We start from the raw sequence: 23,127 nt of genomic DNA, 5'->3' as shown, positions 1-23,127 counted from the left end.
GGGACGTTCAAGATGTTGCCGATAAGCGAGTAAAGGCACTAACGCCGCTTCCGCGCCGCTCAAGATGGTGCCGATAAGCGCATAAAGGCACTAACGCTGCCTTGGAGTGGCTCAAGATGGTGCCGATAAGTGCATAAAGACACTAACGCTGCCTTGGAGTGGCTCAAGATGGTGCCGATAAGCGAGTAAAGGCACTAACGCCGCTTCCGCGCCGCTCAAGATGGTGCCGATAAGCGCATAAAGGCACTAACGCTGCCTTGGAGTGGCTCAAGATGGTGCCGATAAGTGCATAAAGACACTAACGCTGCCTTGGAGTGGCTCAAGATGGTGCCGATAAGTGCATAAAGACACTAACGCTGCCTTCGAGTCGCTCAAGAAGGTGCCGATAAGCGCATAAAGGCACTAACGCCGACTGTGATGTCACTTCTTTGCAAGATGATTGTCAAAAAAAGTGGCTATGAGAGGAATTAGCAGCTGCTGTCCGCAGCTGTCGGCGACGGCGTGGGGAGTGGGGAGCCCCGTGTGCGCGCTGACCCTCCCCGCGTGCGCCCCGGCCCACCACGCAAGCGCGCACGCAAGCGCTACGCAAGCGCCACGCAAGCGCTACGCAAGCGCCATGCAAGCGCCACGCAAGCGCCACGCTAGCGCCACGCAAGCGCGCACGCAAGCGCGCACGCAAGCGCCACGCAAGCGCGCACGCAAGCGCCACGCAAGCGCCACGCAAGCGCCGCGTGCGCTGCCAAGCTTACCGCGCGCCAGCCGCTTCCTCCGCATGCATGGCTGCATTCAAGCCGGCCACGTAGCCGGTGGAGAACGCCGCCGTAATGTTGTAGCCGCCGGTGTAGCCATGGATGTCCAGAACCTCGCCGGCGAAGAACAGGCCTTGCATGAGCTTCGACTGCATCGTCTTCGGATCGATCTCCTTCAGGCTGACGCCGCCGCCGGTGACGAACGCTTCCTCGATGGACAGCGTCCCATCGACATCGACGGGGAAGGCCTTCAGCAGCCCGGCCAGGCTCTGCCAGGCTTGCTTTGGAATGTTGGCATGCGTCGTATCGCCGTCCAGCCCGGCCCGCTCCAGCAATAGCGGCAGCAGGCGCTCGGCTGCGACGCTTTTTAATAGGTTTTTGACGGCTTTCTTGGGCTCAGCCTTCGTCAAAGCGTACGTATCGTCGTAAACTTCCGCGACGCTCTTGTCCGGATAGAGATCCAGCGTGAGCCGGACCGGACCGCCCCCGGTCTTTTTCCGCTGCTTCACGACGAATTGGCTGCAGCGCAGCGCGATCGGCCCCGACAGGCCAAAGTGCGTGAAGATCATGTCCCCGCGATGCGAGACGAGCGGCTTGCCCTTGTCGCCCCATACCGTCAGCATGACGTCGCGCATCGACAAGCCCTGCAGCTCGCGGCTGCGGATGAACGGCTCCGAGGAAGTCAGCGGCACCTCGGTCGGGAACAGCTCGGAGATCGTATGCCCCGCCTGCTCGGCCCAGGCGTATCCGTCGCCGGTCGACCCGGTATGCGGCACCGACTTTCCGCCGACCGCTACGATGACGGAAGGCGCGGCGAATACGCGTCCGTCGCCAAGTCTAACGCCCGTGACGCTCCCGCTGTCATACAGTACCTCGGCTACCGGTGCATGCGTCTCAATCCGCACGCCTTGTTCCCTGACTTTGCGCACAAGCGCGTCCACGACCGTCTTGGCCTTGTCTGATACGGGAAACATGCGCCCGTTGTCCTCTTCCTTCAGCCGGATGCCCATTCCTTCGAAAAAAGCCGCGATATCCCGGTTTCCGAACACCGACAACGCGGAATACAGGAACCTCCCGTTACCCGGAATATGCCGGATGAGTTCGTCGGTTTCCTTGGCGTTCGTAACGTTGCAGCGCCCCCCGCCGGAGATGCCCAGCTTGCGCCCGAGCTTGTCTCCTTTGTCGAGCAGCAGGACGCTTGCGCCCGAACGGCTGGCTGCGATACCGGCCATCAAGCCCGCCGAACCTCCGCCTATAATAACGATGTTATAATTATCTTCAATTGGGTTACTAAATGTATACTCCACGTGCTCGTTCCTCTCCGTTTTGCCGCCGCAGGTTTAATTCTCGATATATATAGTCTAAACTATATTCCTATTATTGTAAGCGGATTGTTTATATGTTTTAATCAGATTGAATTGTTTAAGTATAACGGACGTTCGTTGCGGGGGGATCCACTTTGGTTAACAGCCTGCTTCTACAGGTTCTTATCGCCCTGCTGCCAGTTGGCACTTTTCAGGTCTGGTTTTCTCGCCAGCGCCAGCTTCGCCATTCCCGCCTTTTCATCGGCGTCGTCAGCGGACTTTGCATGCTGCTGGGACATTTCTATATGATTCAGAATGGCCCGGTCATCCTTGATTTAGGCTTTGTTGCCGTCATCACCGCTTCGCTGTACAGCGGCTTTCCGTTCGCGGTCTTGCTCAGCGCGGCCTACATGCTGCTCCATGTCCATGGGGAGAGTATAGCGGACATCGTCGGCTTTCTCGCTTTTTTTCTCGTCTACCACTTCATTCTGTACAAAGTCTCTCCCGCGTTCCACATCAAAAACCGTTATGCGAAAATGCGAACCGTCGCTTTGCTGTGGGCCGTCGCCTCGCTATCGTTTTTAGTTCCCGCAGTCGCTTTGTACTTAGACGACACCGCGGAACGCGATCCGGGCTTTCTCCTGGCCTGCGCCGCGTATCTGATCGCATTTATCCTCATCGCGCATCTCTCGGTTTATTTTATCGAGATCGCTTACGAACGGGTCAGCCTGCAGTCTCAGCTGCTCGATCTCACCCGTCAATATAAATCGGAATCGATCCGCATGCGCCGTTTTCTCGATATGGTGCCCCTTGCGGTTATTTTTATCGATGCCAGAGGCATTATCACGCACGTGAACGAAATCGCGCTGGAGATGGGTAAAAATGTAGCCCACAACGTCGTAGGGATGCATTACACGGAGCTGGCCCGCCTTATGGGACTTGATGCAACCGCCTCCATAATTCAACTGATCCTGAATAAGGGGGAGCGCGTATCCTCGGAAATGTTCAAGATCCAGGGGCGGACGATGCTTGCGACGGCCAGTTCCGTTACCGACACGGGAGCCAGAGGTCTATCCGAAGGCGTCGTCTATATCGCCCAGGACGTGACGGATACGCAGCGGCTGAAGGACGAGCTGGATAAAATGGAGCGGCTGAGCCTGGTCGGTCAGATGGCCGCCAGCATCACGCACGAGATCCGCAATCCGATGGCGGTCATCCGGGGCTTCGTCCAGCTGCTCAACGAGCGTAGTCCCTCGGAACAGCGTTCCTATTTTCGCATCGTTATGGAGGAATTGGACCGGGCCAACGCGATCATCAACGACTTTTTGTCGCTGGCGCAGAACCGCATCGTGGAAAAGGAAACGAGCAGCCTGCAGTCGGTGCTGAAGGACATGCTGCCGCTCATCTGGGCGGACGCCAATCTGCGCGGACAATCCGTCGAGCTCGATCTGTGCGAGGAACAGGACGTGCTGGAACTCAACGGCAAGGAGATCAAGCAGCTCATCTTGAACCTGGCGCGCAACGGACTTGAGGCGATGGACGAAAAAGGCGTGCTTCGGATCGGGACGCGCGATCTCGAAGACCGGGTCCAGCTGTACGTATCGGACACGGGCAACGGCATACCCCCGGAAAAGGTGGAGCGCTTGTTCGAGCCGTTTTATACGACGAAGGAGCAGGGGACGGGCCTTGGGCTCGCGCTTTGCCTCAGCATCGCCGAGCGGCATGACGGCCGCATCGAAGTGCAATCCGCGGTGGGGCAGGGGACGACCTTTATCGTTACTTTTTGCAAAAGCGGTTACGAATGCTGGGTTGCCGCCGAATAAGCGGGCCGCCTCCGGCTTACACTACCTCCGATAACCACACAAGATGCGGGAGGAGGGATTGCGATGGCCAAGCAGCCCAAGCAAAAAGGACGCGCCGACGCGCCGGCATCTTCGAAAGGGAAAGAGGACGCGTCTCCGCTGTCCGCGGGATACGACAAGAAGCTCGACGGTCCCAACCGTCCTTCGACTTAAGCGCATGAATCGAGGCGGGTCCCGGCGCTGCCGGGCTCGTGCCGCTTTTGACGGTTCGCGCATGGCCGCGCTATAATAAGGTAAGCGGCACGCCCGCCGAATTGCGATTCTACCGAAAGCGAGGGATAGACATGTCGATGTCATTCGAACGATATATGCTGGACATGGTCCAACCGATGCGAGACGACCTGACCCGGGTCGGCATCACGGAGCTGAGAACGCCGGAGGAAGTCGAGCAGGCGCTGCCGGACAGCAAGGGCACGACGCTCGTCGTCATCAATTCCGTATGCGGCTGCGCGGCCGGCCAGGCGCGCCCGGGCGTAGCTGAGGCGCTTCGCCACGAAGTGCTGCCGGATCACCTGTACACCGTGTTCGCGGGACAGGACAAGGAAGCGACTGCGAAGGCCAGAGAGTACTTTGCGCCATATCCGCCGTCTTCGCCCTCCATCGCCCTGCTTAAGGACGGAGAGCTCGTGCACTTCATCGAACGCCATCAGATCGAGAACCGCAGCGCGGACGATATCGCCGCAGATTTGACCGACGCGTTCGACCGTTTCTGCCGTTGACAGGAGCGCCGCCGCGGATGACATTGCGCATCCGCGGTTTTTTCGTATGACGACGACGGCGGGCCGTATTGTTTCATACGAGCCCGTACGTCTTACATAACTAAGGAACCTATAGATTGGAGGCGTTGGTATGAGTTTGCAGCAGGATATTATCTCGCTCCTTGGCGTGAAGCCGTCGATCGATCCGGAAGCCGAGATCGCAAAGCGAGTCGGATTTTTGAAGGAGTATGTGAAAAAGGCGGGCGCGTCCGGCTTGCTCATCGCAATCAGCGGCGGCGTGGACAGCGCGGTGGCAGCGGGCTTGTGCAAGCGCGCGACGGACGAGCTGACAGCGGAGACGGGCAAGGAATACATGACACTCGGCGTATTCCAGCCGTACGGGCAGCAGGAGGATATCGCGCACAGCTACGCCGTGGCCGAAGCGTTCGATCTCAAGTACAAGGCCGAGACGAACATCGAGGAAGCGGTGGACGAGATCTCGCTCGAGACCGAGCACGCTTTCAAGTCGCTGGGTATGTCCAGACATATCAGCCGCGGCGGCAAGGGCAACGTCAAGGCGCGCACGCGCATGGTCGTGCAGTACGCGCTCGCGTTCGACCTCAATCTGCTGGTCGTCGGCACGGATCACGCGTCCGAAGCGCTGACGGGTTTCTATACGAAGTGGGGCGACGGCGCGGTCGATATTACGCCGCTCAGCTCGCTTAACAAGCGTCAGGTACGCGCGGTCGCGCGCGCGCTCGGCGTGCCGGCCGATGTCGTCGACAAGGCGCCGACGGCCGGATTGTGGGCAGGCCAGACCGACGAGGCCGAGCTGGGCGTGAGCTACGACGACAACAGCGACTACCTCGAGGGCAAGCAGATCCCGGACGCGGCGCGGGAGATTCTGGAGAAACATTACCAGCGTACACAGCACAAGCGTCAAGCGATCCCTGGCATCTAAGATAAGGATGATCGAGGGGATCGGGATCGACGTTGTCGAGATGGAGCGGATGGCCAAGCTGCTCGCGGGAGACACCGGAGGCAAATTCGCCGCGCGCGTGCTGACGTCAAGCGAGCTCGATCGGTATGCGCAGATGCAGCCGCGACGCGCGGTCGAATTCGCTGCAGGCCGGTTCGCCGCCAAGGAAGCGGTCGTCAAGGCGATCGGCTGCGGCATCGGCAGCTGCGTCGGCTTTCGCGACATCGAAGTGCTGCCGGACGAGCGAGGCCGGCCGTCTTGCCGGCTCTCTCCGGAGGCCTGGGAGCGGCTTGGAATGGCAGAGCGCTCGTATCGCGTACACGTGGCGATTACGCACGAACGGCGGCTCGCGGCAGCGACGGCTACACTGGAACGAATTGAATAAGGCAAGCACGAGCCCGGTCCTTGTTGGCCGGGCTCGTGCTTGTTATCAGAACGTTTTAATCGACGGATCGCAAGTTGTCGGATCGGTACTGGATGTCGATATTGGATAATTCAATACAACCCGAGAGAATATTCGATAAATTAAAATAATTTGTGCAAATAAACGAATAAATACCAGGACGATTATGTGTGGCGGTTGTATGATGTTTTTGAGAAACGAATCAATGCAAGGCGGCCAGCCAGGCGGCGATCTTATCGATCTCCTGCGAGGTAAGGCGATCCTTTAGGGCGGGCATTAACTGTCCCCCGTTCGTAATCTGGGCCGCGATCTGAACCTCCGTCAGACGCGCGCCGACGGAGCGAAGATCCGTATCCGGCCCCATTGTGCCTTCAAGGCCGCCTCCATGACAGGAGATGCAATTGCTGCGGTACAGCGCGATCGTTTCCGCCGGGCCGGCCGGCAGCGACGGCTTGGCATTTTCCTCCGTCTTGCCTTTGCCGCAAGCCGCCGTCAATAGAAGAGCCCCGATCAAGGCAGAAGCCGCTGCGATCCGCAATCCGCGACGCGCGAAGGCATATTTTTTCAAATTTACCCGACTCCCAATGTTAAGTATAATAAATAGAACCTAATAGACATCTTAAGACAAGCTTCCTGGAGTGCAAACGATGAGCATACGCTATTTTAACATATTAATGAATCATCTCGAAAAGATGCAGTTCGAGGTCGCCGCCGCTTCCTTCGAGGAACATGCGGGCGTAGAAGAGGGACGACCGGAAGTTTACGACTGCAATCGGGCGTTGCTCGTGACCGGCGGCAGCGGCCTGCTGCATATGGAAGACCGGTCTTTTTCCATGGATGCGGGGACGTTCAGCTTCCTGCTGGCAGGCAAGGCGCATTGGATCGAGCCCAGCCCGGGCGATAATCTGTCGTATTGGTGGTGCCACTTCCGCGCGAGTTATGCCGACCGGGCGCTCTATCAGGCAATCGGCTTGCCCGAGCATGTGCGCATTCCCGATCCGCGCGAGGCGATCGCGATGTTCGCCCGGATCCGGAGCAACCTGTTCTCGCAGCAGCCGTCGGCCCGACTTCGAATCAAGACCTCCTTTATGGAGCTTATCGGCATATTCATCGATTACTTCGTCGCCGACTCCGAGAGACGGGCGCCGCTGTCCCCGGAATTCGAAAAGCTGGAGATCGTGCTTAGCTATGTGGACGAGCATCTGGCCGACACGATTACCGTTGAGCATCTGGCGGGGCTCATTTATTTGCATCCAAACTATTTTATCGTTTTTTTCAAAGGATTGATGGGCTGCTCGCCGATACAATATGTGAATCAGCGAAGGCTGGAGATCGCACGGACGCTGCTCGCGGATCCCGCCTGCAACGTGTCGGACGCCGCGGCGCGCATCGGCATGAAGATCTACTACTTTTCGAGAATGTTTAAAGCCTATACAGGCCTCACGCCCAGCCGCTACAAAAAGCTGGTGCTCGGACTCGGCGCCGGCGGGGCCAAAGACGACGAGGGCCATGCCGAATCGCAAAAAAAGGGAGGGCCGGGAGCTTGAACGAACTCGAGATCAAATCGTTTTTCAGCGGCGAGCTGCTGCAATGGTACAAGCAGGCCAAGAGGGACCTGCCCTGGCGGCGCAGCCGGGATCCGTACCATATCTGGGTGTCCGAGATCATGCTTCAACAGACGCGTGTCGATACGGTCATCCCTTATTTCAACCGTTTCATGACCAAGTTTCCGACGATAACGGCGCTGGCCGAGGCGCCGGAAGAAGAGGTGATTAAGGCCTGGGAAGGGCTCGGCTACTATTCGCGCGCCCGCAATCTCCAGGCCGCGGCCCGCGAGATCGCCGATAACCACGGCGGCAGGCTTCCCGACGACAAGAGCGTCGTCGCGGGACTGAAGGGCGTCGGCCCTTACACGTCCGGCGCGATCCTCAGCATCGCCTTCGGCAGACCCGAGCCGGCGGTGGACGGCAACGTCATGCGCGTGTTGTCGCGTTATTTCTGCATCGACGAGGACATCGCGAAGCCGGCCACGCGCGTCGGCATGGAAGGGCTGGCCCGGGAGCTCATCCCCGAAGGGGAAGCTTCCGACTTTAACCAGGCGCTCATGGAGCTAGGCGCGCTTGTCTGCACGCCGAAGTCGCCGAGCTGCCTGCTGTGCCCGGTCATGGCGCATTGCCAGGGCCGGCTGGCTGGCCGCGAGACGGAGCTGCCGATCAAGAGCAAAGCCAAGCCGCCACGGCCGGAGCACCGCCTCGCCGTGCTCCTGCAGGACGCGAAGGGCCGCGTGCTCGTGCGGCAGCGGCCGGAGAGCGGGCTGCTCGCGCGCATGTGGGAGCTGCCGCATGTGGTGGCGCCCGAGCGGGGCGTCTGGGATTCCCACTCGCTGGGAGGGGCGCTGCTTGCGGCTTCGCTGGATGCCGAGGGGCTCGCGGGCGTTCGCGCCGACGCGCTGCGCCACGTGGCCGACGCGGAGCATGTGTTCACGCATTTGCACTGGTATTTGCGCGTGCTGGGTGCTGGGCGGAGCGTTGATGGCGCAGGAGCCGAAGAGGCTGCTGTGGCGGCTGCGGATGCGGAAGCAGAGACTGCGGCGGCTGAGGTTGCTGAAGCTGCGGCTGCGGCTGACGCAGTTGCGACTGCGACGGCCGAAGTTACGGCAGCTGCGGCGTCAGGCGGAGTAGAAGCGGCAGCCGAAGATAAGGCAGGCTATCGCACCAGCCCCGTCGCTTCGCCGCGGCCGGGCGATGGTGCCGGAGCTGCCGCTTCGCCGCTGCCGGGCGAAGGTACCAGCGCAGCTGCCTCGCTGCCGCCGGGCTATCGATGGATCGATGCTGCCGAATTTGAGCGCCTCGCCTGGCCGAACGTGTTCAGCAAACTTCTTGGCGCGCACTTCAGCGGCACGTTGTACGAAATCGCACCCAAACGCTGATGCCTCCCGGCGTATCGGACCGGAGAGCCGTTCTTTTGTGTTTGAGGTCCGATAAACGATGGCTGGCGGACAAGTGGATCCGCTATTCTCCTCCAGCAGGCCCGCAAACGCACCTCCAGGCGGAAATAACTTCCCCTGCGTCCGTAAACCTCGTTGAATGGACCCATTTCGCCGAAGTAACGGCTCCTTAAGTCCGATTCATCCGGTTTCTTCCAGCTATCTCCTTCGTTCCTCGGACTGGCTGCGCAGGACGCAGATCAGCGGGCGCCATGACACGCGCAAACAACCCGCCGCACGCAAAAAAGCCAGCGCCGCTTGAATCGGCGCTGGCTTTTTTCGTAAGGAATATTACTTGGCAGCGTCGTAACGCTTGCCGACTTCTTCCCAGTTAACGACGTTCCAGAACGCGCCGATGTAGTCCGGACGCTTGTTCTGGTACTTCAGGTAGTAAGCGTGCTCCCAGACGTCGAGGCCCAGGATCGGCGTCTCGCCTTCGAAGATCGGGCTGTCTTGGTTAGGCAGGCTGTATACCTTCAGCTTGCCGTCCTTGCCTACAACCAGGAACGCCCAGCCGGAGCCGAAACGGGTCGTAGCCGCAGCTGCGAACGTTTCCTTGAACTTGTCGAAGCCGCCGAGCTCGCTGTCGATCGCAGCAGCCAGAGCGCCGGTAGGAGCGCCGCCAGCGTTAGGAGCGATCGTCTCCCAGAACAGGGAGTGGTTAGCGTGGCCGCCGCCGTTGTTGCGAACGGCAGTGCGGATGGCCTCAGGCACGGCGTTCAGGTCGGAGATCAGATCGTTCAGGCTCTTGTCTGCCAGCTCGGGAGCGGACTCGAGGGCTTTGTTGAGGTTCGTTACGTAAGTATTGTGATGGCGGTCGTGGTGGATCTCCATCGTGAGCGCGTCGATATGCGGCTCGAGTGCGTCGTTGGAGTAAGGAAGAGCGGGCAATACGTGTGCCATAATGGAACAGCCTCCTTGGATTATGAATCTGGAATGGAAATCTACCTCTGTATTATCCCTGATTTCAAATACTAAATCAACATGGGTGTTTAGAAAGTCTCCGGCCGATTTTGGCATCGCGCTCCATCAGCATGGGCACTTTTTCCTGGATTATACCAGTAAATTTTGTCCATAAAGTAATGCTTGATACATAGATGTAAATTCGCTCATCTAGTTCCAGTAAAAACACGAAAAAAAGGAACGATCCCGATTTTGGCGCGAATTCGGCGAAATTCGGCAATATTTTAGATTTATTCATATGTAAACGCTTTATTTAAAGCGTTTACACGGTGTTGCGCGCCGATTCTCCAAAATTATTTAGGCGATATCCCTAAAATAGCATGAAATTATCACGTATTTGTCGTAATATAAAAAGACGTTAAAGCGATGTTCACAGTTTAGCCTCTACTTTAACTGAATCCGGGGAGACAGGCATATGCAGATTCGGACTTTTCAATTGTCGGATTATCGTTCCGTATCCGAGCTTCTGAAGGTAGCTTTGTCGGAGGAATGCTGTGAAGAAACTATGTCGGCCTTATCCCGCCAATTGTCCTGGGACAGCGAGCTCGTGCTCGTGGCACTGAAGGATGACGAGCTGGCGGGCATCATGATCGGCACGATCGACCACAGCAAAGGTTATGTTTACCGCATCGCCGTACATCCGGATCGTCGCCGCCAAGGCGTAGGCCGCACGCTCGTCACCGCCATGAATGCGCGATTCCGCCAGCGGAACGTGCAAAAGGTATTTGTCGCGGTGGACAAGCACAACGAAATGCTGCTTCCTTTCTACCAGTCCTTGAGCGAAGAGATGCTCGATCTCGTGACGCCTCAGCGTCCACTATCCATCGTAGCAGGCTAAACGCCCATCGCAAGGTCCCTCGCAAGACGGCCTTACCATCAGGAGAGCATATCTTACGTGTCGACAGGCGCCGAAAACCGGTTGCTTTTGGCCATAAGATATGCTTTTCTTATATTATCTTATTTGGTTCTACGGCAGGGGGCTTGGCATGGAGCGCAGCGGCGGCCTAATATCTACATCTATATACGAGAGCTGTACGATCAAGAGCTTTAAGCACAACGGCTCGCTCCACCGCATGTGGCTCGAGAACTGGAAGGTCCCGGAGGACAGGCTCCATCCCGCGCATCGGGAAGCGGGCATTATGGTATACGTGAACGACCATACGCCGATTCGGGAAGCCGACGGCAAAGAATGGATCAGCCGGGTGCCGGCCGTTTCTTTTTTTCTGCCGGGCGAATGGTTTAACGTGGTGGCGCTGCTGGAGGACCGGGGCGTGCGTTATTATTGCAATGTGGCATCGCCGCCTTATCGGTACCACAACGTGCTGACCTATATCGACTACGACCTGGATGTCGTGCTCCTGCCGGGCGGCTCCGTACTGGATCTGGACCGTGACGAATACGACAAGCACAAGGAAGAATACCGTTACAGCGTGTCCGTCCGCGGACAGGTGGAGGACGGACTGCGTGCGCTGCATGAGCGCGTGGCGACGTTCGGACAGCCGTTCGGCGACGAGGAAGCGCGACGCTATTACCGCGAGTGGAGAGACAGCCCCCAGGCGAAGGAGAATGAGTCGTATCCATGAAGCAGACATCAAGCATCCCGCAGCCGGGCAGATCCCGCTCGGTCAAGCCCGAATCCGCCTTGCGGCGAGAGCTGTGGGAGTGGCTTCGCGCCCTGGGCATCGCCTTTACGATCGTCATTCTGCTGTGGGCTTTTGTATTCCGGCTGTCGACGGTCAAGGGGGAGTCGATGGAGCCGACGCTGTACGAGCACGAGTGGCTGTTCGTCAACAAGGTCGCCTACGAGCTTGGACAGCCCAAGGCCGGCGACGTCGTTATCTTGAAGGATCCGAGCGACGGTCCGGACAAGAAGAAGTTTCTCGTTAAAAGAATTATCGGCGTGCCGGGCGATACGGTCGAGGGCAGAGGCGGACAGCTGTACGTGAACGGCGAGCTGCGCGTCGAGCCATATACCGATAGTCCGATCGAGGACGGAGACTTTGGACCGATTAAAGTCGAAGACGGGAAATACTTTATTATGGGAGACAATCGTCGTCTGGGCGCGAGCAAGGACAGCCGAACGTTCGGGGAAGTGCCGAAGTCGCTGCTGCTCGGGCGGACGGAATTCATCATGTGGCCGATCGTGCGCTGGAAGAGCCTGTAGCGCGGGAAGGGAGACCTGACGTTGGATAACAAGGGCGTGGCGGCATTTAACCGCAGCCCCGCATATTGGTCGTCATTGAAAAGGGATATGCTCGCAGCGGCGAAGTCGCTCGGCATCGACCGGATCGGCGTGACGTCGGCCGAGCCTTTCCCGGAGCTGCGGGAGAGGCTAGTCTTGCATCGGGCGCTCGGCTACGAGTCGGGCTTCGAGGAGCCTGATCTGGACAAGCGGACGCAGCCGTCCCTGTTGTTCGAGGCGCCTCGCTCGATCGTCGCGATCGCGGTCGCTTATCCGTCGAAGCTGAAAAATCCGCCCGTATCCGAGCCGGGTGCCCGCCGCGGCATTTTATCGCGTTCGGCATGGGGCGAGGATTATCATCGCGTGCTCGCCAGGCGGCTCGAACGGTTGGCCGAATGGCTGGCGGAGCGGGCGCCCGAGCTCAGGTGGTTGTCCATGGTCGACACCGGCGCGCTCTCCGACCGGGCGGTTGCCGAACGCGCCGGCATCGGCTGGAGCGGCAAAAATTGCATGATCATGAACGATGAGCTCGGGTCGTGGATGTACCTCGGCGAGATGATTACGAATTTGCCGCTGCCGCCCGATGCGCCGCTCCTGGACCAGTGCGGGGACTGCACGATATGCATCGATGCCTGTCCGACGGGAGCGCTGGTCGGCCCGGGTCAGCTGAACGCACAGAAATGCATTTCTTATCTGACGCAGAGCAAGGGGCTGCTCGACGAGGACGCGATGGTCAAAATGGGCAACCGGCTGTACGGCTGCGATACGTGCCAGATCGTGTGTCCGATCAACCGGGGCATCGATTCCAGGCATCAGGCCGAGACGCTCCCCGATCCGGAGGTGGCGAAGCCGCTGCTCCGTCCGCTGCTGCAGATGGGCAACCGCGAATTCAAGGAGACGTACGGCGCGAGCAGCGCCTCCTGGCGCGGACGCAAGCCGATCCAGCGCAACGCGCTGATCGGGCTCGGCAATTTCCGCGACGAGGCATCCGCCGGCGACGTCGCCCGCGTGCTGCGCGAGGATCCGCGCTTCGAGCTGCGCGCGACGGCGGCCTGGGCGCTCGGACGCATCCGCGGCGACGTCGCTTCGGCGGCTCTGGCCGAGGCCGCCGAAGCCGACGCGGACGAGCGCGTCCGCGCGGCGGCCAGCCGCGCGCTGGCAGCGCTCTCGGAACCTGCGCCGAAGCGGGGAAGACGCGCCGGCGAATAAAGACGGCGAAAGCTGCATGATGGAGTCGTGGGATGAAGCGCTTATAACGAATGGCGCGTTCACAGGAGCAGGGCTGGAGCAGGACTGGAGCGGGACTACTGCGCGGCTGCGAAACGAAGGAACCTTCGGGGCGATATTCGAATTCCCTGAAGGTTCTTTCTTATGCATGCCGGACGGCCCGCGTGCGGCCGGCTACGGCTTGAGCTTAGCGCGCGCCGCATACAGGCCGATCAGCTGTGCCCTGCTTCTCACGTTCAGCTTTTTGAATATATGCGCGACGTGCTTTTTGACCGTCGTCTCGCTGATGAACAGCCGCTCCGCGATCTCGGCGTTGGAACGCCCTTCGGCGACCAGGTCAGCCACGCCGCGCTCGCGGCTCGTGAGATACGGCCCCGGCGCCGCTTCCGGCTCCGTCTCGAGCTCGGTCTCGTCGGCGAGACCGATCGCCGCGATCGTCCGGTTCAAGTAGTCCTGCAGCTTGGGCCCGCGCGTGTCCAGGACGTAATAAGGCGTCGCGATTCGCTCGTCGTAATCGTAATGAACGACGTCGGGAATCTCCGCGCCGAAGCTCAGAAAGATATCCCTCGGCAGCGGATGGGGCGGAGGCGCCGCCACGACGAAGCCGGCCGACAGCATATGGGTGATGAAGGCGATGCCCGCGGCCTGCATCATCGCGCCGTCGGAGGGATCGCAGACGTCGAGCGTCTTGACGAAGTAGCCTGCGCGCTCGTGGCCCGGGACGCGCAGCTCGTTCAGCCTGGATTCGTCCAGGCTGGAAAAGTAGGCGGCGGACAGCGGCTCCCTTTTCAGATAATCGATCGTCCGCGCGTTGATGGCGATGAAGACGAAAAGGCCGCAAACGGTGCCGTGGCGATCGCGCGCCAGCTTCACGCTGCCCGGATCCAGCGCATAGAGCGAGTCCAGATGGATGTGCTTCAGGCCGAACAAGCTGTCCTGCACCGTGTACAAATAGTCGAACGTCTGCCCCGAGACGGGGTCGACGCGCCGAACCGGATATTCCCGGACGGTGGCGTACCGCTGTTCTACGTAGCGCAGCGCCTCCTCCCAGTTGGCAGGCGACAGCGGCTCCATCCGGTGCGTGACCGACTGTTGGTAAAACAGGGCGTGGATCAGCTGGTTGCCGATATAGTAAAACCACTCCGCGTTTTCCCACGATATCGTTTTTTTTCGCGCCGAGCGCTTGAGCTTGCGGTAGTAATACAGCACGCATCGCTTCCATAGCTCTTCATACCGCTGCGGCACGCGCAGCCGCAAATCTTCGGCGATCGCCTCGCGCAGCAGGTCGTGCAGCAGCCAGCCGCGGTCGATGCGTTGGACGAAGGAGTATTCGGCCAGCCTGCGGAAATCGTCCGCTCCGATCTCCCTGTCCAGCACATAGCCGACGATCTCCTGGTTGAACACCCGCAGCACGGCCGCCGCCTCGACGAGCTCCTTCATCGCGGGCTCCGGTACTTCCCTCAGCCAGGCCGCTGCGACACGGCCGAATACGGCGCCGTCTTCCGGAGCGGCCTGCCCCCCGGGCGAATGCGCCATCATCGTCGCCACCAGCAGCGACATCGTCAGCGGATGTCCCTTCGTCTTCTGCCAGACGGTCCGCTGGTCCGCCTCGCCCGTCACGCCCGATCGCTCGGCGTACAGCCTGACCGCATCGAAGTCCAAGTCGGCCAGCGGGAGCCGGTGGATCCACTGCCGCCATGCGGGCGACGTAAGCCAAGGCCCGCCGAGCGGCGATCTGCCGGACACGACCGCGAGCACGCCTGGCGCTATGCGCGACAGGAACGCTTCCCGCAGCCAGTGCTCCAGCTCCCCCAGATCCTCGAACGTATCCAGCGCGAGTACGGTTTTGCGCAGCCCGGCTTGCTCGGCCAGCGCTTCCAGGCAGACCGCGGCCAGCCGGTCTGCGTCGGCATCGCGCTCGATCGTCTCCGTCCTGTACCGCAGCCGCCTCAGCAGCAGGAGGCAAAAGTCCTCCGGCGTTCGCAGCGAGCGGCAGTCCATCGAGACGAACCGCGCGCCGGCGCCGTCGGCCAGCCTGCGGAATTCGTTCAGCAGGTAGCTTTTGCCGATACCTCCCGTCCCGAACAGGTTGAGGATCTTCCGGCGCGGCGCCGCATCCGCAATCCAGGAGAGATAGGCGGCCTTCTCCGTTTCGCGGCCGACCAGATAATGCTGTTCCAGTCTTTCGATCTCGTTGCCGGTGCTTGCGTTTGAATAATAAGGAGACATGACGCGCGGGTTCACCGTCCCGACTTCGAATGGCATGCATTTTACAAATATCCTATCAATTGGGTGAGGATTAGACAAAAGTCTTTTTTCCTAATCGAAGGCCGCGTCTGTGCAAAATACTCCTTTTTTACTCCCTTCGGGTCGTATTCGCTTGGGGGTCGACGTGCTAATGTAGTCTCGATTGAATTCGAATATGCGGAAACGGGGTGCATCATGAAGCGGAAAAGAAGACGGTCGCTCGCCGTCGTGCCGGCGCTTGCGCTGGCCTGCCTGCTCGTGGCTTGCGGCGGGAACGGCGAAGGGGGCGCGTCCCAGCCGGCTTCTTCGGAGAGCGGGACTTCAGTATCGTCGCCAACCGCCGCCGCGGAGAGTCATAACAGCGACAAAGGCGGAGCGTCCGCAGCGGACGTTTCGGTCATGCAGAAAGCGGTCGTAGGCGGCGAGCTTCGATACTTCGACGAAAAGTTCGGCGCAGGCGCCCGGCAGGACGACGGCATCATCGTGAGCTATATGGACGGAAAGCTCAAGGTGACGGAGGATCAGGGCCGCGCATTCAACATTTATAATGCGTACGTGGATCGCAAGGAGATGGCGAGTCCGGACGACGCGCTGGCGTTTATCAAGCAGTTTTTGCCTGCAGACGCCGTTCAGACGAAGGAAGAGGAGAACCCCGAGTCCAAAATCCAGACGATCACCTATACGAGCGAGGCGCTAGGAGAAGCGATCGGCATGGCCGGGCAGCTGACGATCAGTATTTTCAAAAATCCGGAGGATCCGACGCAAGTCAGGCAAGCGCAGATCAGCATCGATATAACGGCGAATATGTGAGGGAGGCCGCGGGGATGAACTTGCGTTGGCGGCAAAAAGGCTGGTTGGGACTCGCAGCTTGTCTCGCCGCGGTCGGGGGAATCGAAGGAGGGGCTGCCGCGGCCGTCCCGTCAGTCGAGATCGTGAAGCCGGTCGCGCCGATCGAACTGCCCGGCGTCGTCATCCCGGATATCGTCATCAAGCCGGTCAAGGGGGCCGACGTCAGCCTGGTCTGGTCCTGGATGTCGGACGGCGGCTCGATCGCCGATCCGAGCGGTCCGGCGACAGCGGCAGCCGACGGCACGGTTTACTTGACGTATAATGCGGTGTCCATCTTCGGCGACGCACTCGGCAAAGCGATCGCGTTCGGATACGACGGCAAGCCGAAGTGGAGCGCGGACTTGCCGGCGCCGCTTCTCGGCCCGGCCGTCGCGGCACCGGACGGCACGCTTTACGCGAGCGTCGGCACCGCCGGCGGCGACGGCGCGATCGTAGCCGTCGGCGCGGACGGGAAGCGCAAATGGTCGTCCGCGGGGCGGGGCGGCGCCAAGGCGAAGCTCGTGCTTGGCACCGATGGCACCGTGTACGCCACGGAAGGCGACGGGACGCTGAGCGCCATTCGGCCGGAAGACGGATCGGAAAAGTGGCGGCTCGGTGCGCTGTTCGCGGGCACGCCCCGGATCGCGATCGCTCCGGACGGTACGCTCTACGTTGCCGGCGGCGGCGATACGCTCGCCTCCGTGACGCCTGACGGCCGTACAAGATGGATATACCGGGCGACTCGAACGATCAAGGCCGGACCCGCGGTCGGCCCCGACGGCTCGGTCTACATCGCGACGGACGACCGCAAGGTGCACGCGGTTACGCCTGCGGGCTCGCTGCAGTGGCGGTTCGCGCTCGTCGGCAATCCGGTATCTCTCGCGGCCGCGGCAGACGGGACGCTATATGCCGCCGCGGCCGACCCGGCGCTCTACGCCGTAGCGCCCGACGGCAAGGGAAAGTGGAAGGCTGCCGTCACGGCCGCATCGGCCGACATTGCCGTCGGCAAGGACGGAATGGTCTACATGCTGGCCGACGACGGGCGCGCGAGCGCGTTCGATCCCGCGGACGGGCATATGCGGTGGCGGTACGGCCTCGGCACGCCCAACGGCGTCGTCGCGCCGGGCGTCGGGCGGGACGGCACGGTCTATGCGGTCGCCACGCAGGGCGTCAAGCTCGGCGTTTACGCGCTGCGGATCAAGGCCTCGAGCATCGTCTTGAACAAGACGAAGCAGTCCTTGGCGATGGGCGGCACGACGCGCCTGTCCGCGATCGTGTCGCCGGTCGACGCGACGAACAAGCAGGTGGCCTGGACGAGCAGCAATGCGGCGATCGCCGCTGTGGACGACGAAGGCAACGTCAAGGGCGTGTCGCCGGGAACGGCAATCGTCGCGGCTCGCAGCGACGACGGCGGCTTGATCGCGGACTGCGAAGTAACGGTTATGGCGGTGGCTGGCGGCGGGACCGGCGGCAACGGATCGGGCGCGTGGCCGGGCAGCGGTTCAGGCGCGGGTTCGGATGCCGGGTCGTCGTCCAATCCATCGTTTTCCGATACGAAGGATCATTGGGCAAGCAAAGAAATTGAGCGGGCCTTTGCCATGAAAATCGTAAAAGGCTACCCGGACGGCACCTTCCGTCCAGAGGGTGGCGTCACGAGAGCGGAGTTCGCCGTCATGCTCATGAACGCCTTGCAGAACGGAACGGCCGGTCAGGCGCTGGCTTTCGAGGATCGAAGCCGGATTCCGGCCTGGGCAGCCGCGGCGATCTCGCGGGCGGTCGCGCTCGGCATCGTCGGCGGATATCCGGACGGGACGTTCCGACCCGCGGCCAACGTCAACCACGCCGAGATGGCGGCGATGACGTTCAAAGCTTCCGGCCTGCCGCCCGCAGCGGAGGCCGCCACCGCATACGAGGACGATGCCGACATTCCGGACTGGGCCAGAGGCGCGGTGTCCGCCGCCGAGAAAAGCGGCATTATCGTCGTCGGCGGCAGGACGGACGGCGACTTCGCCCCGGGCGCGTTCGCCACGCGGGCCGAAGCGGCGGCCTGGATCGTCCGGATGCTGGACGCTGCGGGCCGGAAGTAGAAGTCCAAAGTCCTATTCGATCGCCGATACGGAGAAAATGCATTGCGCATTTTCTCCTTTTTTTTTGCGGACAAGCGCTTGCAGGCGAATCTTTATTTGCTATAACCGACAACCGGCGGATAATATATTCATATAGGAAGAAAATCCGGCCTTTAACGTCAGGCGCATCCACGGGAGAACATGAGATATGAAGCTGGTTGACATCGACAATCTCGAACCGGGGCAACTGCTCGGGAAGACGCTCTTTTCGGAAAACGGTACGGTGCTGCTGTCGGCGGGCGTGCAGCTGACCGTGTTCATGATCAGCACGCTTCGCAGGCTCGGGGTGCCGATGGTCTATATCTCGGAGCCGGGCGCCCAGGAGATCCAGCCGGACGAGGTGCTGTCCGAGCAGACCAAGCAGGCGGTCATCGCGCAGATGTCCGACACCTTCAACGCGCTGCGCTCCGGCAAGGAATTCAGCGCGAGGGCGATCAGCCTGTCCGTCGATCAACTGATGGAGGATGTGCTGCGCAACCAGAACGTGCTCATCCAGCTCTCCGACATCCGCACCGCGGACAACGCGCATTACTTGCACAGCATGAACGTCTGCATGATGGCGACGATGGTCGGCGTCAACATGGGGCTGAATATGCTGCAGCTGAAGGAGCTGGCGATCGGGGCGCTGCTGCACGACATCGGCAAGCTGGGGGCGACCGGCGCAGAGGAAGGGCGCTCGCATCACGCTTGGCGGGGCTTCGAGCTGCTCAAGCTGAAGCGCGAATACAGCCTGCTAACCGCCCACGTCGCTTTCCAGCATCACGAGGCTCCGGACGGAAGCGGCCAGCCCAGAGGCATAACCGGCGAAGAGATCCATATTTACGCCAAGATCACCGCAGTCGCCAATATGTACGACAACTTCGTGCACGGCACGGCGGAGCTTCCCAGATTGCAGCCGCACGAGGCGATCGAGCGTCTTCACGCGCTCTCCGACACGACGCTCGACCGCGATACGCTTATCGAATTTTTGAAAATCGTGTCCGTCTACCCGAATGGCGTCTCGGTAAGGCTGTCCAACCGGCTGATCGGCATCGTCGTGGCCCAGCACAGAGGGCTGCCGGGCAGGCCGATCGTACGCGTCATCGCCCGGGAGGGCGAGTCCTCCGCCGCGCGCGAGCTCGATCTGGCGAAGCTGCCGACGCTGTTCATCGAAGGCGTCATCAATTGACGGCGCGATCAAGCAAGATCGCGGCCGGATACGAGCTGGGCCAAGCCGGGCCAAGCCGAGCCAAGCAGACCTGGCCCAACCCGGTCCAGGCAATCTGCGGCCGCGCTTTGCCTGCGATCGTGGTTGATTCGCCTGCCGGGCTCATGCTATTATAGGCTGGCTGTCCCGCAGATTTACAAGGACTGCACACACGCACTTATGCGTAAAATTTGGAGGTATGGCAGATGAGCTTTTGGGATATTCTGATTCCGGTTCTGACGTTGATCGTCGGACTTGTGCTGGGCTTCCTCGGCGGCGTATTCTATCTGCGCAGCCAGATGACGAAGATGCAGAACAATCCGGACATGCTGGCCAAGATGGCCAAGCAGATGGGTTACAATATGAACAAGCAGCAGCTTCAGAAGGCGCAGCAAATGATGAAAAACCAAAATCAGAACCAGAACTTTAAGCCCCGCAGATAATCGATATGCGGCGCGATGATACCGTAATCGCCGCCAAGGATGAAAGAAGGGTATAAGATGGCCGGTCTGAAGGACTATCTGAATACGAACGTCACGCGCAACCGCGAGCAGGTAGAATATCACGTGCGCGAGATTCTCAAGCTGATTGGCGAAGACGTAGAGCGCGAAGGCCTGCTGGACACGCCCGCTCGCGTCACGCGCATGTACGAGGAGATTTTCGGCGGGTATGCGATCGATCCGCGCGACGCGCTTGGGGTCACGTTCGACGAGCAGCACGAGGAGCTCGTCATCGTCAAGGATATCGTGTATTACAGCCAGTGCGAGCACCATATGGCGCCGTTTTTCGGCAAGGCGCACATCGGCTACATTCCGAGCGGCAAGATCGCGGGCCTCAGCAAGCTGGCGCGGCTAGTCGAAGCCGTGACGCGCAGGCTGCAAGTCCAGGAGCGGATCACCTCGCAGATCGCCGACATCCTGGACGACGTGCTGAAGCCTAACGGCGTCATGGTCGTCGTCGAAGGGGAGCATCTGTGCATGTGCTCGCGCGGCGTGAAAAAGTACGGAAGCAAGACCGTCACTTCGGCCGTGCGGGGGCAGTTCCGGGGCAGCTCTGCGCTTCGCTCGGAGTTCCTCTCTCTGTTAAAAGAATAAACGATAAAGCCGCGTTACCGGCCGCAGACGGCGTTCGGTAGCGCGGCTTTTGTATCGATAAGATAGCGCAGACGGTCACGGCCATCGCACGCGATACCAATAATCGTAAAGTCTCCGATAGCCAAGCTTGGCATACAGGCGCTGCGCGGGCAGGTTGCCGGCCACGACTTGAAGGTAGCTCGTGTGCGCGCCGTGCGCTTGGCCCCAGCGCAGGATTTGCCTGACGAGCCGCTCGCCGAATCCGCGGTTCCGATAGGCGGACGACGTGGCGATATCGAACAGCCCCAGATATCCGCCGTCGACGACGCCGATTCCGATCCCGACGGGAGTATCTTTCGAGCGTAGGAGGAAAAAAGCTCTGCGGAGCGGACTGTCCGCGAGCATGGCGGACGAGGTCCCCCGTTGCTCCGGCTTGAGCGACAGTATCGCGGCGGCGGCGGCCATCCACTCCTCCGTCAGGCCGGCGTCGACACGCAGCCCTTCCACGGAAGCCTCGTCGAGGGTCTCCTCAAGCGGTCTGGTCAGAACCTGGGAGCGATCTGCCGCAGCGTATCCGTATTCTTCCAGGCGACCGTCGAGCCCGCATGGCTCGCACAGCGGCGTAATCTTGAATATCGTCGGCAGACCCGCGCGATGATACGCATCCTCGCAGTAGCCGACCATCGCGCGGAGGTCCGCGCCGGGATCGGTCCGCAGCGGCTGCACGGAATTGGAACGCTTCGTGTAGCCCTTCGACTGCCTGAGCAGCCAGCCGTCATGCGACATCTGCTGCAGGGCGGGCCAGGCGTTCAGCGCTTTGGTCTCTATGACGCGGATGTCATCGTGCAAGGCGTACGCGCCTCCCCTATCAATCAAATTCGATAAGAATAAATATACATAATTATTTATAAATATGCAAACCCTATCGCATGCAGCCAGTCAAAGCCTAACCCGGATAAAAACAGGGCTAAATCGCTCATCGCCGGGCCGGTGGAATTGGGCTATGATAGCGGTATCACAGGAATTAAAAACCGCAATCCATTGGAGGCTATCATGGGAAATTCGAATAAAGTCCGCATCGGCTTGATCGGCGCCGGCAACATTGGCAACGTTCACCTTCAGGAGTTCGGCAAGCTGGCGGAGATCTGCGAGATCGTCGCCATTACGGATACGTATCTTCCGCTTGCGGAAGCCAGGGCGCAGCAGTACGGCATCGAGTCCGTCGCCCCGACGCCGCAGGCGCTTATCGAGCGTCTCGATATCGATGCGGTTATCGTGGCGGTGCCTAACCAGAGTCACGCGTCGCTGACGATCAGCGCACTCGAGCACGGCAAGCACGTGCTGGTCGAGAAGCCGATGGGTCTGGACTCGGCGGCGGCCAAGGACATCGTACGGGCGCAGCAGAAGAGCGGCAAGACCGTCATGGTCGCTCACCAGATGCGCTGGGAGTGGCTCCCGCAGCTCGTGAAGTCGCAGATCGATCGCGGCGAGCTGGGACATATCTACACGGCGAAGACCGGCTGGTACCGGCGCAAAGGCATACCGGGATGGGGCACCTGGTTCACGCAGCACGGGCAATCCGGCGGCGGACCGCTGATCGACATCGGCGTGCACATGCTCGATTTGGCTTTTTACCTGATGGGCGAGCCGAAGCCGGTGTCTGTATACGGCTCGACGTATGCCGAGTTCGGCCCCCGCAAGAAAGGGATCGGGAGCTGGGGCAAGCCGGATTGGAACGGCATTTACGACGTCGAAGATCTGGCGACGGCGATCATCAAGATGGAGGACGGCTCGTCCCTCACGCTGGAGGTCAGCTGGGCGGTCCATATGGACACCGACAGCACGCCGTTCGTCCATCTGATGGGCTCCGAGGGCGGCGCCTTCCTCAAGGGCAACGAAGGAAAGTTTCTAACGGAGCGCTTCGACCAGCCCGTCGACATCCCGCTCATCGCTCCGATCGAGGACGAGGGAGCCCGCGTCAAGCTGAGCCGTCACTTCATCGACTGCGTTGTCACCGGACAGACGCCGATCACTTCGGCAGAGACCGGTCTCCGCAGCAATCTGATCATCGACGCGATTTACGAATCGTCGCGCACGGGCGGCGAAGTCAAGCTCGACTGGTCGCTGTAAGCGGCGATCTTCCGTTCTGCGCGCGCATCATCCGTTCCGTCACGCAACCACAGTCCGAAGCCGCAGGCTTCGGACTGTGGTTGTTTTTACTTTAACTATATTGATCTATCAATGTGTGGTAGAATACGGTTCGTTGGATTGTTGTCGAAAGCTGTTAAAAGAGACGCGTTCCGCTATTTTAAAG

General features: G+C 60.5%; 22 protein-coding genes. 17 read left to right on the top strand and 5 right to left on the bottom strand.

Going from position 1 to position 23,127, the window contains the following annotated elements; genetic code table 11:
• Window positions 1-745: 745 nt before the first annotated feature.
• Window positions 746-2,032 (bottom strand): BaiN/RdsA family NAD(P)/FAD-dependent oxidoreductase, encoded by a 1,287-nt coding sequence (locus tag KB449_RS25375; protein ID WP_282912904.1) that lies wholly within the window; start codon window positions 2,030-2,032, stop codon window positions 746-748.
• A 176-nt stretch (window positions 2,033-2,208) separates the two neighbouring features.
• Here KB449_RS25375 and KB449_RS25370 point away from each other — a divergent pair, with 176 nt between their 5' ends.
• From KB449_RS25370 to acpS, 5 genes are all read left to right on the top strand, one after another.
• Entirely contained in the window at window positions 2,209-3,876 is a 1,668-nt protein-coding gene (locus KB449_RS25370; protein ID WP_282911032.1) for an ATP-binding protein, read from the top strand.
• Between the two features lie 63 nt (window positions 3,877-3,939).
• Window positions 3,940-4,068, top strand: coding sequence for a hypothetical protein (locus tag KB449_RS25365; RefSeq protein ID WP_282911031.1), 129 nt, complete (start codon window positions 3,940-3,942; stop codon window positions 4,066-4,068).
• Window positions 4,069-4,199: 131 nt separating this feature from the next.
• Window positions 4,200-4,634 carry a BrxA/BrxB family bacilliredoxin gene (locus KB449_RS25360; protein WP_282911030.1) on the top strand — a complete coding sequence of 145 codons (435 nt, stop codon included), beginning with the start codon at window positions 4,200-4,202 and terminating at the stop codon, window positions 4,632-4,634.
• 130 nt (window positions 4,635-4,764) lie between these two features.
• The gene (gene nadE, locus KB449_RS25355) at window positions 4,765-5,574 is read left to right on the top strand and encodes an NAD(+) synthase (RefSeq protein ID WP_282911029.1); all 810 of its coding nucleotides are present in this window, start codon (window positions 4,765-4,767) and stop codon (window positions 5,572-5,574) included.
• A gap of 7 nt (window positions 5,575-5,581) precedes the next feature.
• Complete coding sequence (gene acpS, locus KB449_RS25350) at window positions 5,582-5,977, top strand: holo-ACP synthase (RefSeq protein WP_282911028.1); 396 nt, start codon at window positions 5,582-5,584, stop codon at window positions 5,975-5,977.
• 220 nt (window positions 5,978-6,197) lie between these two features.
• Here the strand turns inward: acpS and KB449_RS25345 are convergent, their stop codons facing one another.
• Window positions 6,198-6,563, bottom strand: coding sequence for a c-type cytochrome (locus KB449_RS25345; RefSeq protein ID WP_282911027.1), 366 nt, complete (start codon window positions 6,561-6,563; stop codon window positions 6,198-6,200).
• Window positions 6,564-6,642: 79 nt separating this feature from the next.
• On the opposite strand from KB449_RS25345, the gene KB449_RS25340 reads away from it, so the two are divergent.
• Together KB449_RS25340 and mutY are read left to right on the top strand one after the other, a co-directional pair.
• Window positions 6,643-7,542, top strand: a complete 900-nt coding sequence (locus KB449_RS25340) for a helix-turn-helix domain-containing protein (protein WP_282911026.1) — start codon at window positions 6,643-6,645, stop codon at window positions 7,540-7,542.
• On the top strand, window positions 7,539-8,924 hold the full coding sequence (gene mutY / locus KB449_RS25335; protein WP_282911025.1) for an A/G-specific adenine glycosylase: 1,386 nt from the start codon (window positions 7,539-7,541) through the stop codon (window positions 8,922-8,924). Before KB449_RS25340 ends, mutY begins: the two co-directional genes overlap by 4 nt.
• A gap of 348 nt (window positions 8,925-9,272) precedes the next feature.
• Here mutY and KB449_RS25330 read toward each other — a convergent pair whose 3' ends face one another.
• Entirely contained in the window at window positions 9,273-9,884 is a 612-nt protein-coding gene (locus tag KB449_RS25330) for a superoxide dismutase (RefSeq protein ID WP_282911024.1), read from the bottom strand.
• A 475-nt stretch (window positions 9,885-10,359) separates the two neighbouring features.
• On the opposite strand from KB449_RS25330, the gene KB449_RS25325 reads away from it, so the two are divergent.
• From KB449_RS25325 to queG, 4 genes are all read left to right on the top strand, one after another.
• Window positions 10,360-10,782, top strand: coding sequence for a GNAT family N-acetyltransferase (locus KB449_RS25325; protein ID WP_282911023.1), 423 nt, complete (start codon window positions 10,360-10,362; stop codon window positions 10,780-10,782).
• Between the two features lie 148 nt (window positions 10,783-10,930).
• The gene (locus KB449_RS25320) at window positions 10,931-11,527 is read left to right on the top strand and encodes a DUF402 domain-containing protein (RefSeq protein WP_282911022.1); all 597 of its coding nucleotides are present in this window, start codon (window positions 10,931-10,933) and stop codon (window positions 11,525-11,527) included.
• Window positions 11,524-12,108, top strand: a complete 585-nt coding sequence (lepB, locus tag KB449_RS25315; protein ID WP_282911021.1) for a signal peptidase I — start codon at window positions 11,524-11,526, stop codon at window positions 12,106-12,108. The genes KB449_RS25320 and lepB overlap by 4 nt, the downstream gene beginning before the upstream one ends.
• An 87-nt stretch (window positions 12,109-12,195) precedes the next feature.
• On the top strand, window positions 12,196-13,335 hold the full coding sequence (gene queG, locus KB449_RS25310) for a tRNA epoxyqueuosine(34) reductase QueG (RefSeq protein ID WP_282912903.1): 1,140 nt from the start codon (window positions 12,196-12,198) through the stop codon (window positions 13,333-13,335).
• Window positions 13,336-13,527: 192 nt separating this feature from the next.
• Here the strand turns inward: queG and KB449_RS25305 are convergent, their stop codons facing one another.
• Window positions 13,528-15,618: a helix-turn-helix transcriptional regulator gene (locus tag KB449_RS25305; protein ID WP_282911020.1), complete on the bottom strand. Its 2,091-nt coding sequence runs from the start codon at window positions 15,616-15,618 to the stop codon at window positions 13,528-13,530.
• Between the two features lie 177 nt (window positions 15,619-15,795).
• Here KB449_RS25305 and KB449_RS25300 point away from each other — a divergent pair, with 177 nt between their 5' ends.
• The 5 genes from KB449_RS25300 (at window position 15,796) to folE (ending at window position 20,834) form a co-directional block, all read left to right on the top strand.
• On the top strand, window positions 15,796-16,410 hold the full coding sequence (locus KB449_RS25300) for a hypothetical protein (RefSeq protein WP_282911019.1): 615 nt from the start codon (window positions 15,796-15,798) through the stop codon (window positions 16,408-16,410).
• Window positions 16,411-16,424: 14 nt separating this feature from the next.
• Window positions 16,425-18,515 (top strand): S-layer homology domain-containing protein, encoded by a 2,091-nt coding sequence (locus tag KB449_RS25295; RefSeq protein WP_282911018.1) that lies wholly within the window; start codon window positions 16,425-16,427, stop codon window positions 18,513-18,515.
• Window positions 18,516-18,702: 187 nt separating this feature from the next.
• Window positions 18,703-19,722 carry an HD-GYP domain-containing protein gene (locus tag KB449_RS25290; protein ID WP_282911017.1) on the top strand — a complete coding sequence of 340 codons (1,020 nt, stop codon included), beginning with the start codon at window positions 18,703-18,705 and terminating at the stop codon, window positions 19,720-19,722.
• Window positions 19,723-19,946: 224 nt separating this feature from the next.
• Entirely contained in the window at window positions 19,947-20,183 is a 237-nt protein-coding gene (locus KB449_RS25285) for a YneF family protein (protein ID WP_282911016.1), read from the top strand.
• 57 nt (window positions 20,184-20,240) lie between these two features.
• The gene (gene folE, locus KB449_RS25280; RefSeq protein WP_282911015.1) at window positions 20,241-20,834 is read left to right on the top strand and encodes a GTP cyclohydrolase I FolE; all 594 of its coding nucleotides are present in this window, start codon (window positions 20,241-20,243) and stop codon (window positions 20,832-20,834) included.
• A 75-nt stretch (window positions 20,835-20,909) separates the two neighbouring features.
• Here the strand turns inward: folE and KB449_RS25275 are convergent, their stop codons facing one another.
• Complete coding sequence (locus KB449_RS25275; protein ID WP_282911014.1) at window positions 20,910-21,662, bottom strand: GNAT family N-acetyltransferase; 753 nt, start codon at window positions 21,660-21,662, stop codon at window positions 20,910-20,912.
• 204 nt (window positions 21,663-21,866) lie between these two features.
• Between KB449_RS25275 and KB449_RS25270 the strand changes: the two genes are divergently transcribed.
• Window positions 21,867-22,943 carry a Gfo/Idh/MocA family protein gene (locus tag KB449_RS25270; protein ID WP_282911013.1) on the top strand — a complete coding sequence of 359 codons (1,077 nt, stop codon included), beginning with the start codon at window positions 21,867-21,869 and terminating at the stop codon, window positions 22,941-22,943.
• The last annotated feature ends 184 nt before the right edge of the window (window positions 22,944-23,127 follow it).

Origin of the sequence: Cohnella hashimotonis (assembly GCF_030014955.1) — a bacterium.
In the GTDB taxonomy this organism is placed as follows: domain Bacteria; phylum Bacillota; class Bacilli; order Paenibacillales; family Paenibacillaceae; genus Cohnella; species Cohnella hashimotonis.
The sequence above is the reverse complement of the archived record's forward strand: the minus strand, read 5'-3'. Positions and strand labels throughout refer to the sequence as shown.

What these genes read in the sequence shown, in the direction of transcription:
- KB449_RS25365 (WP_282911031.1), top strand. Translation starts at nt 3,940, where the DNA reads ATGGCCAAGCAGCCCAAGCAAAAAGGACGCGCCGACGCGCCGGCATCT.
- KB449_RS25360 (WP_282911030.1), top strand. Translation starts at nt 4,200, where the DNA reads ATGTCGATGTCATTCGAACGATATATGCTGGACATGGTCCAACCGATG.
- nadE (WP_282911029.1), top strand. Translation starts at nt 4,765, where the DNA reads ATGAGTTTGCAGCAGGATATTATCTCGCTCCTTGGCGTGAAGCCGTCG.
- acpS (WP_282911028.1), top strand. Translation starts at nt 5,582, where the DNA reads ATGATCGAGGGGATCGGGATCGACGTTGTCGAGATGGAGCGGATGGCC.
- KB449_RS25340 (WP_282911026.1), top strand. Translation starts at nt 6,643, where the DNA reads ATGAGCATACGCTATTTTAACATATTAATGAATCATCTCGAAAAGATG.
- KB449_RS25330 (WP_282911024.1), bottom strand. Translation starts at nt 9,884, where the DNA reads ATGGCACACGTATTGCCCGCTCTTCCTTACTCCAACGACGCACTCGAG.
- KB449_RS25325 (WP_282911023.1), top strand. Translation starts at nt 10,360, where the DNA reads ATGCAGATTCGGACTTTTCAATTGTCGGATTATCGTTCCGTATCCGAG.
- KB449_RS25320 (WP_282911022.1), top strand. Translation starts at nt 10,931, where the DNA reads ATGGAGCGCAGCGGCGGCCTAATATCTACATCTATATACGAGAGCTGT.
- lepB (WP_282911021.1), top strand. Translation starts at nt 11,524, where the DNA reads ATGAAGCAGACATCAAGCATCCCGCAGCCGGGCAGATCCCGCTCGGTC.
- queG (WP_282912903.1), top strand. Translation starts at nt 12,196, where the DNA reads ATGCTCGCAGCGGCGAAGTCGCTCGGCATCGACCGGATCGGCGTGACG.
- KB449_RS25305 (WP_282911020.1), bottom strand. Translation starts at nt 15,618, where the DNA reads ATGCCATTCGAAGTCGGGACGGTGAACCCGCGCGTCATGTCTCCTTAT.
- KB449_RS25300 (WP_282911019.1), top strand. Translation starts at nt 15,796, where the DNA reads ATGAAGCGGAAAAGAAGACGGTCGCTCGCCGTCGTGCCGGCGCTTGCG.
- KB449_RS25295 (WP_282911018.1), top strand. Translation starts at nt 16,425, where the DNA reads ATGAACTTGCGTTGGCGGCAAAAAGGCTGGTTGGGACTCGCAGCTTGT.
- KB449_RS25290 (WP_282911017.1), top strand. Translation starts at nt 18,703, where the DNA reads ATGAAGCTGGTTGACATCGACAATCTCGAACCGGGGCAACTGCTCGGG.
- KB449_RS25285 (WP_282911016.1), top strand. Translation starts at nt 19,947, where the DNA reads ATGAGCTTTTGGGATATTCTGATTCCGGTTCTGACGTTGATCGTCGGA.
- folE (WP_282911015.1), top strand. Translation starts at nt 20,241, where the DNA reads ATGGCCGGTCTGAAGGACTATCTGAATACGAACGTCACGCGCAACCGC.
- KB449_RS25270 (WP_282911013.1), top strand. Translation starts at nt 21,867, where the DNA reads ATGGGAAATTCGAATAAAGTCCGCATCGGCTTGATCGGCGCCGGCAAC.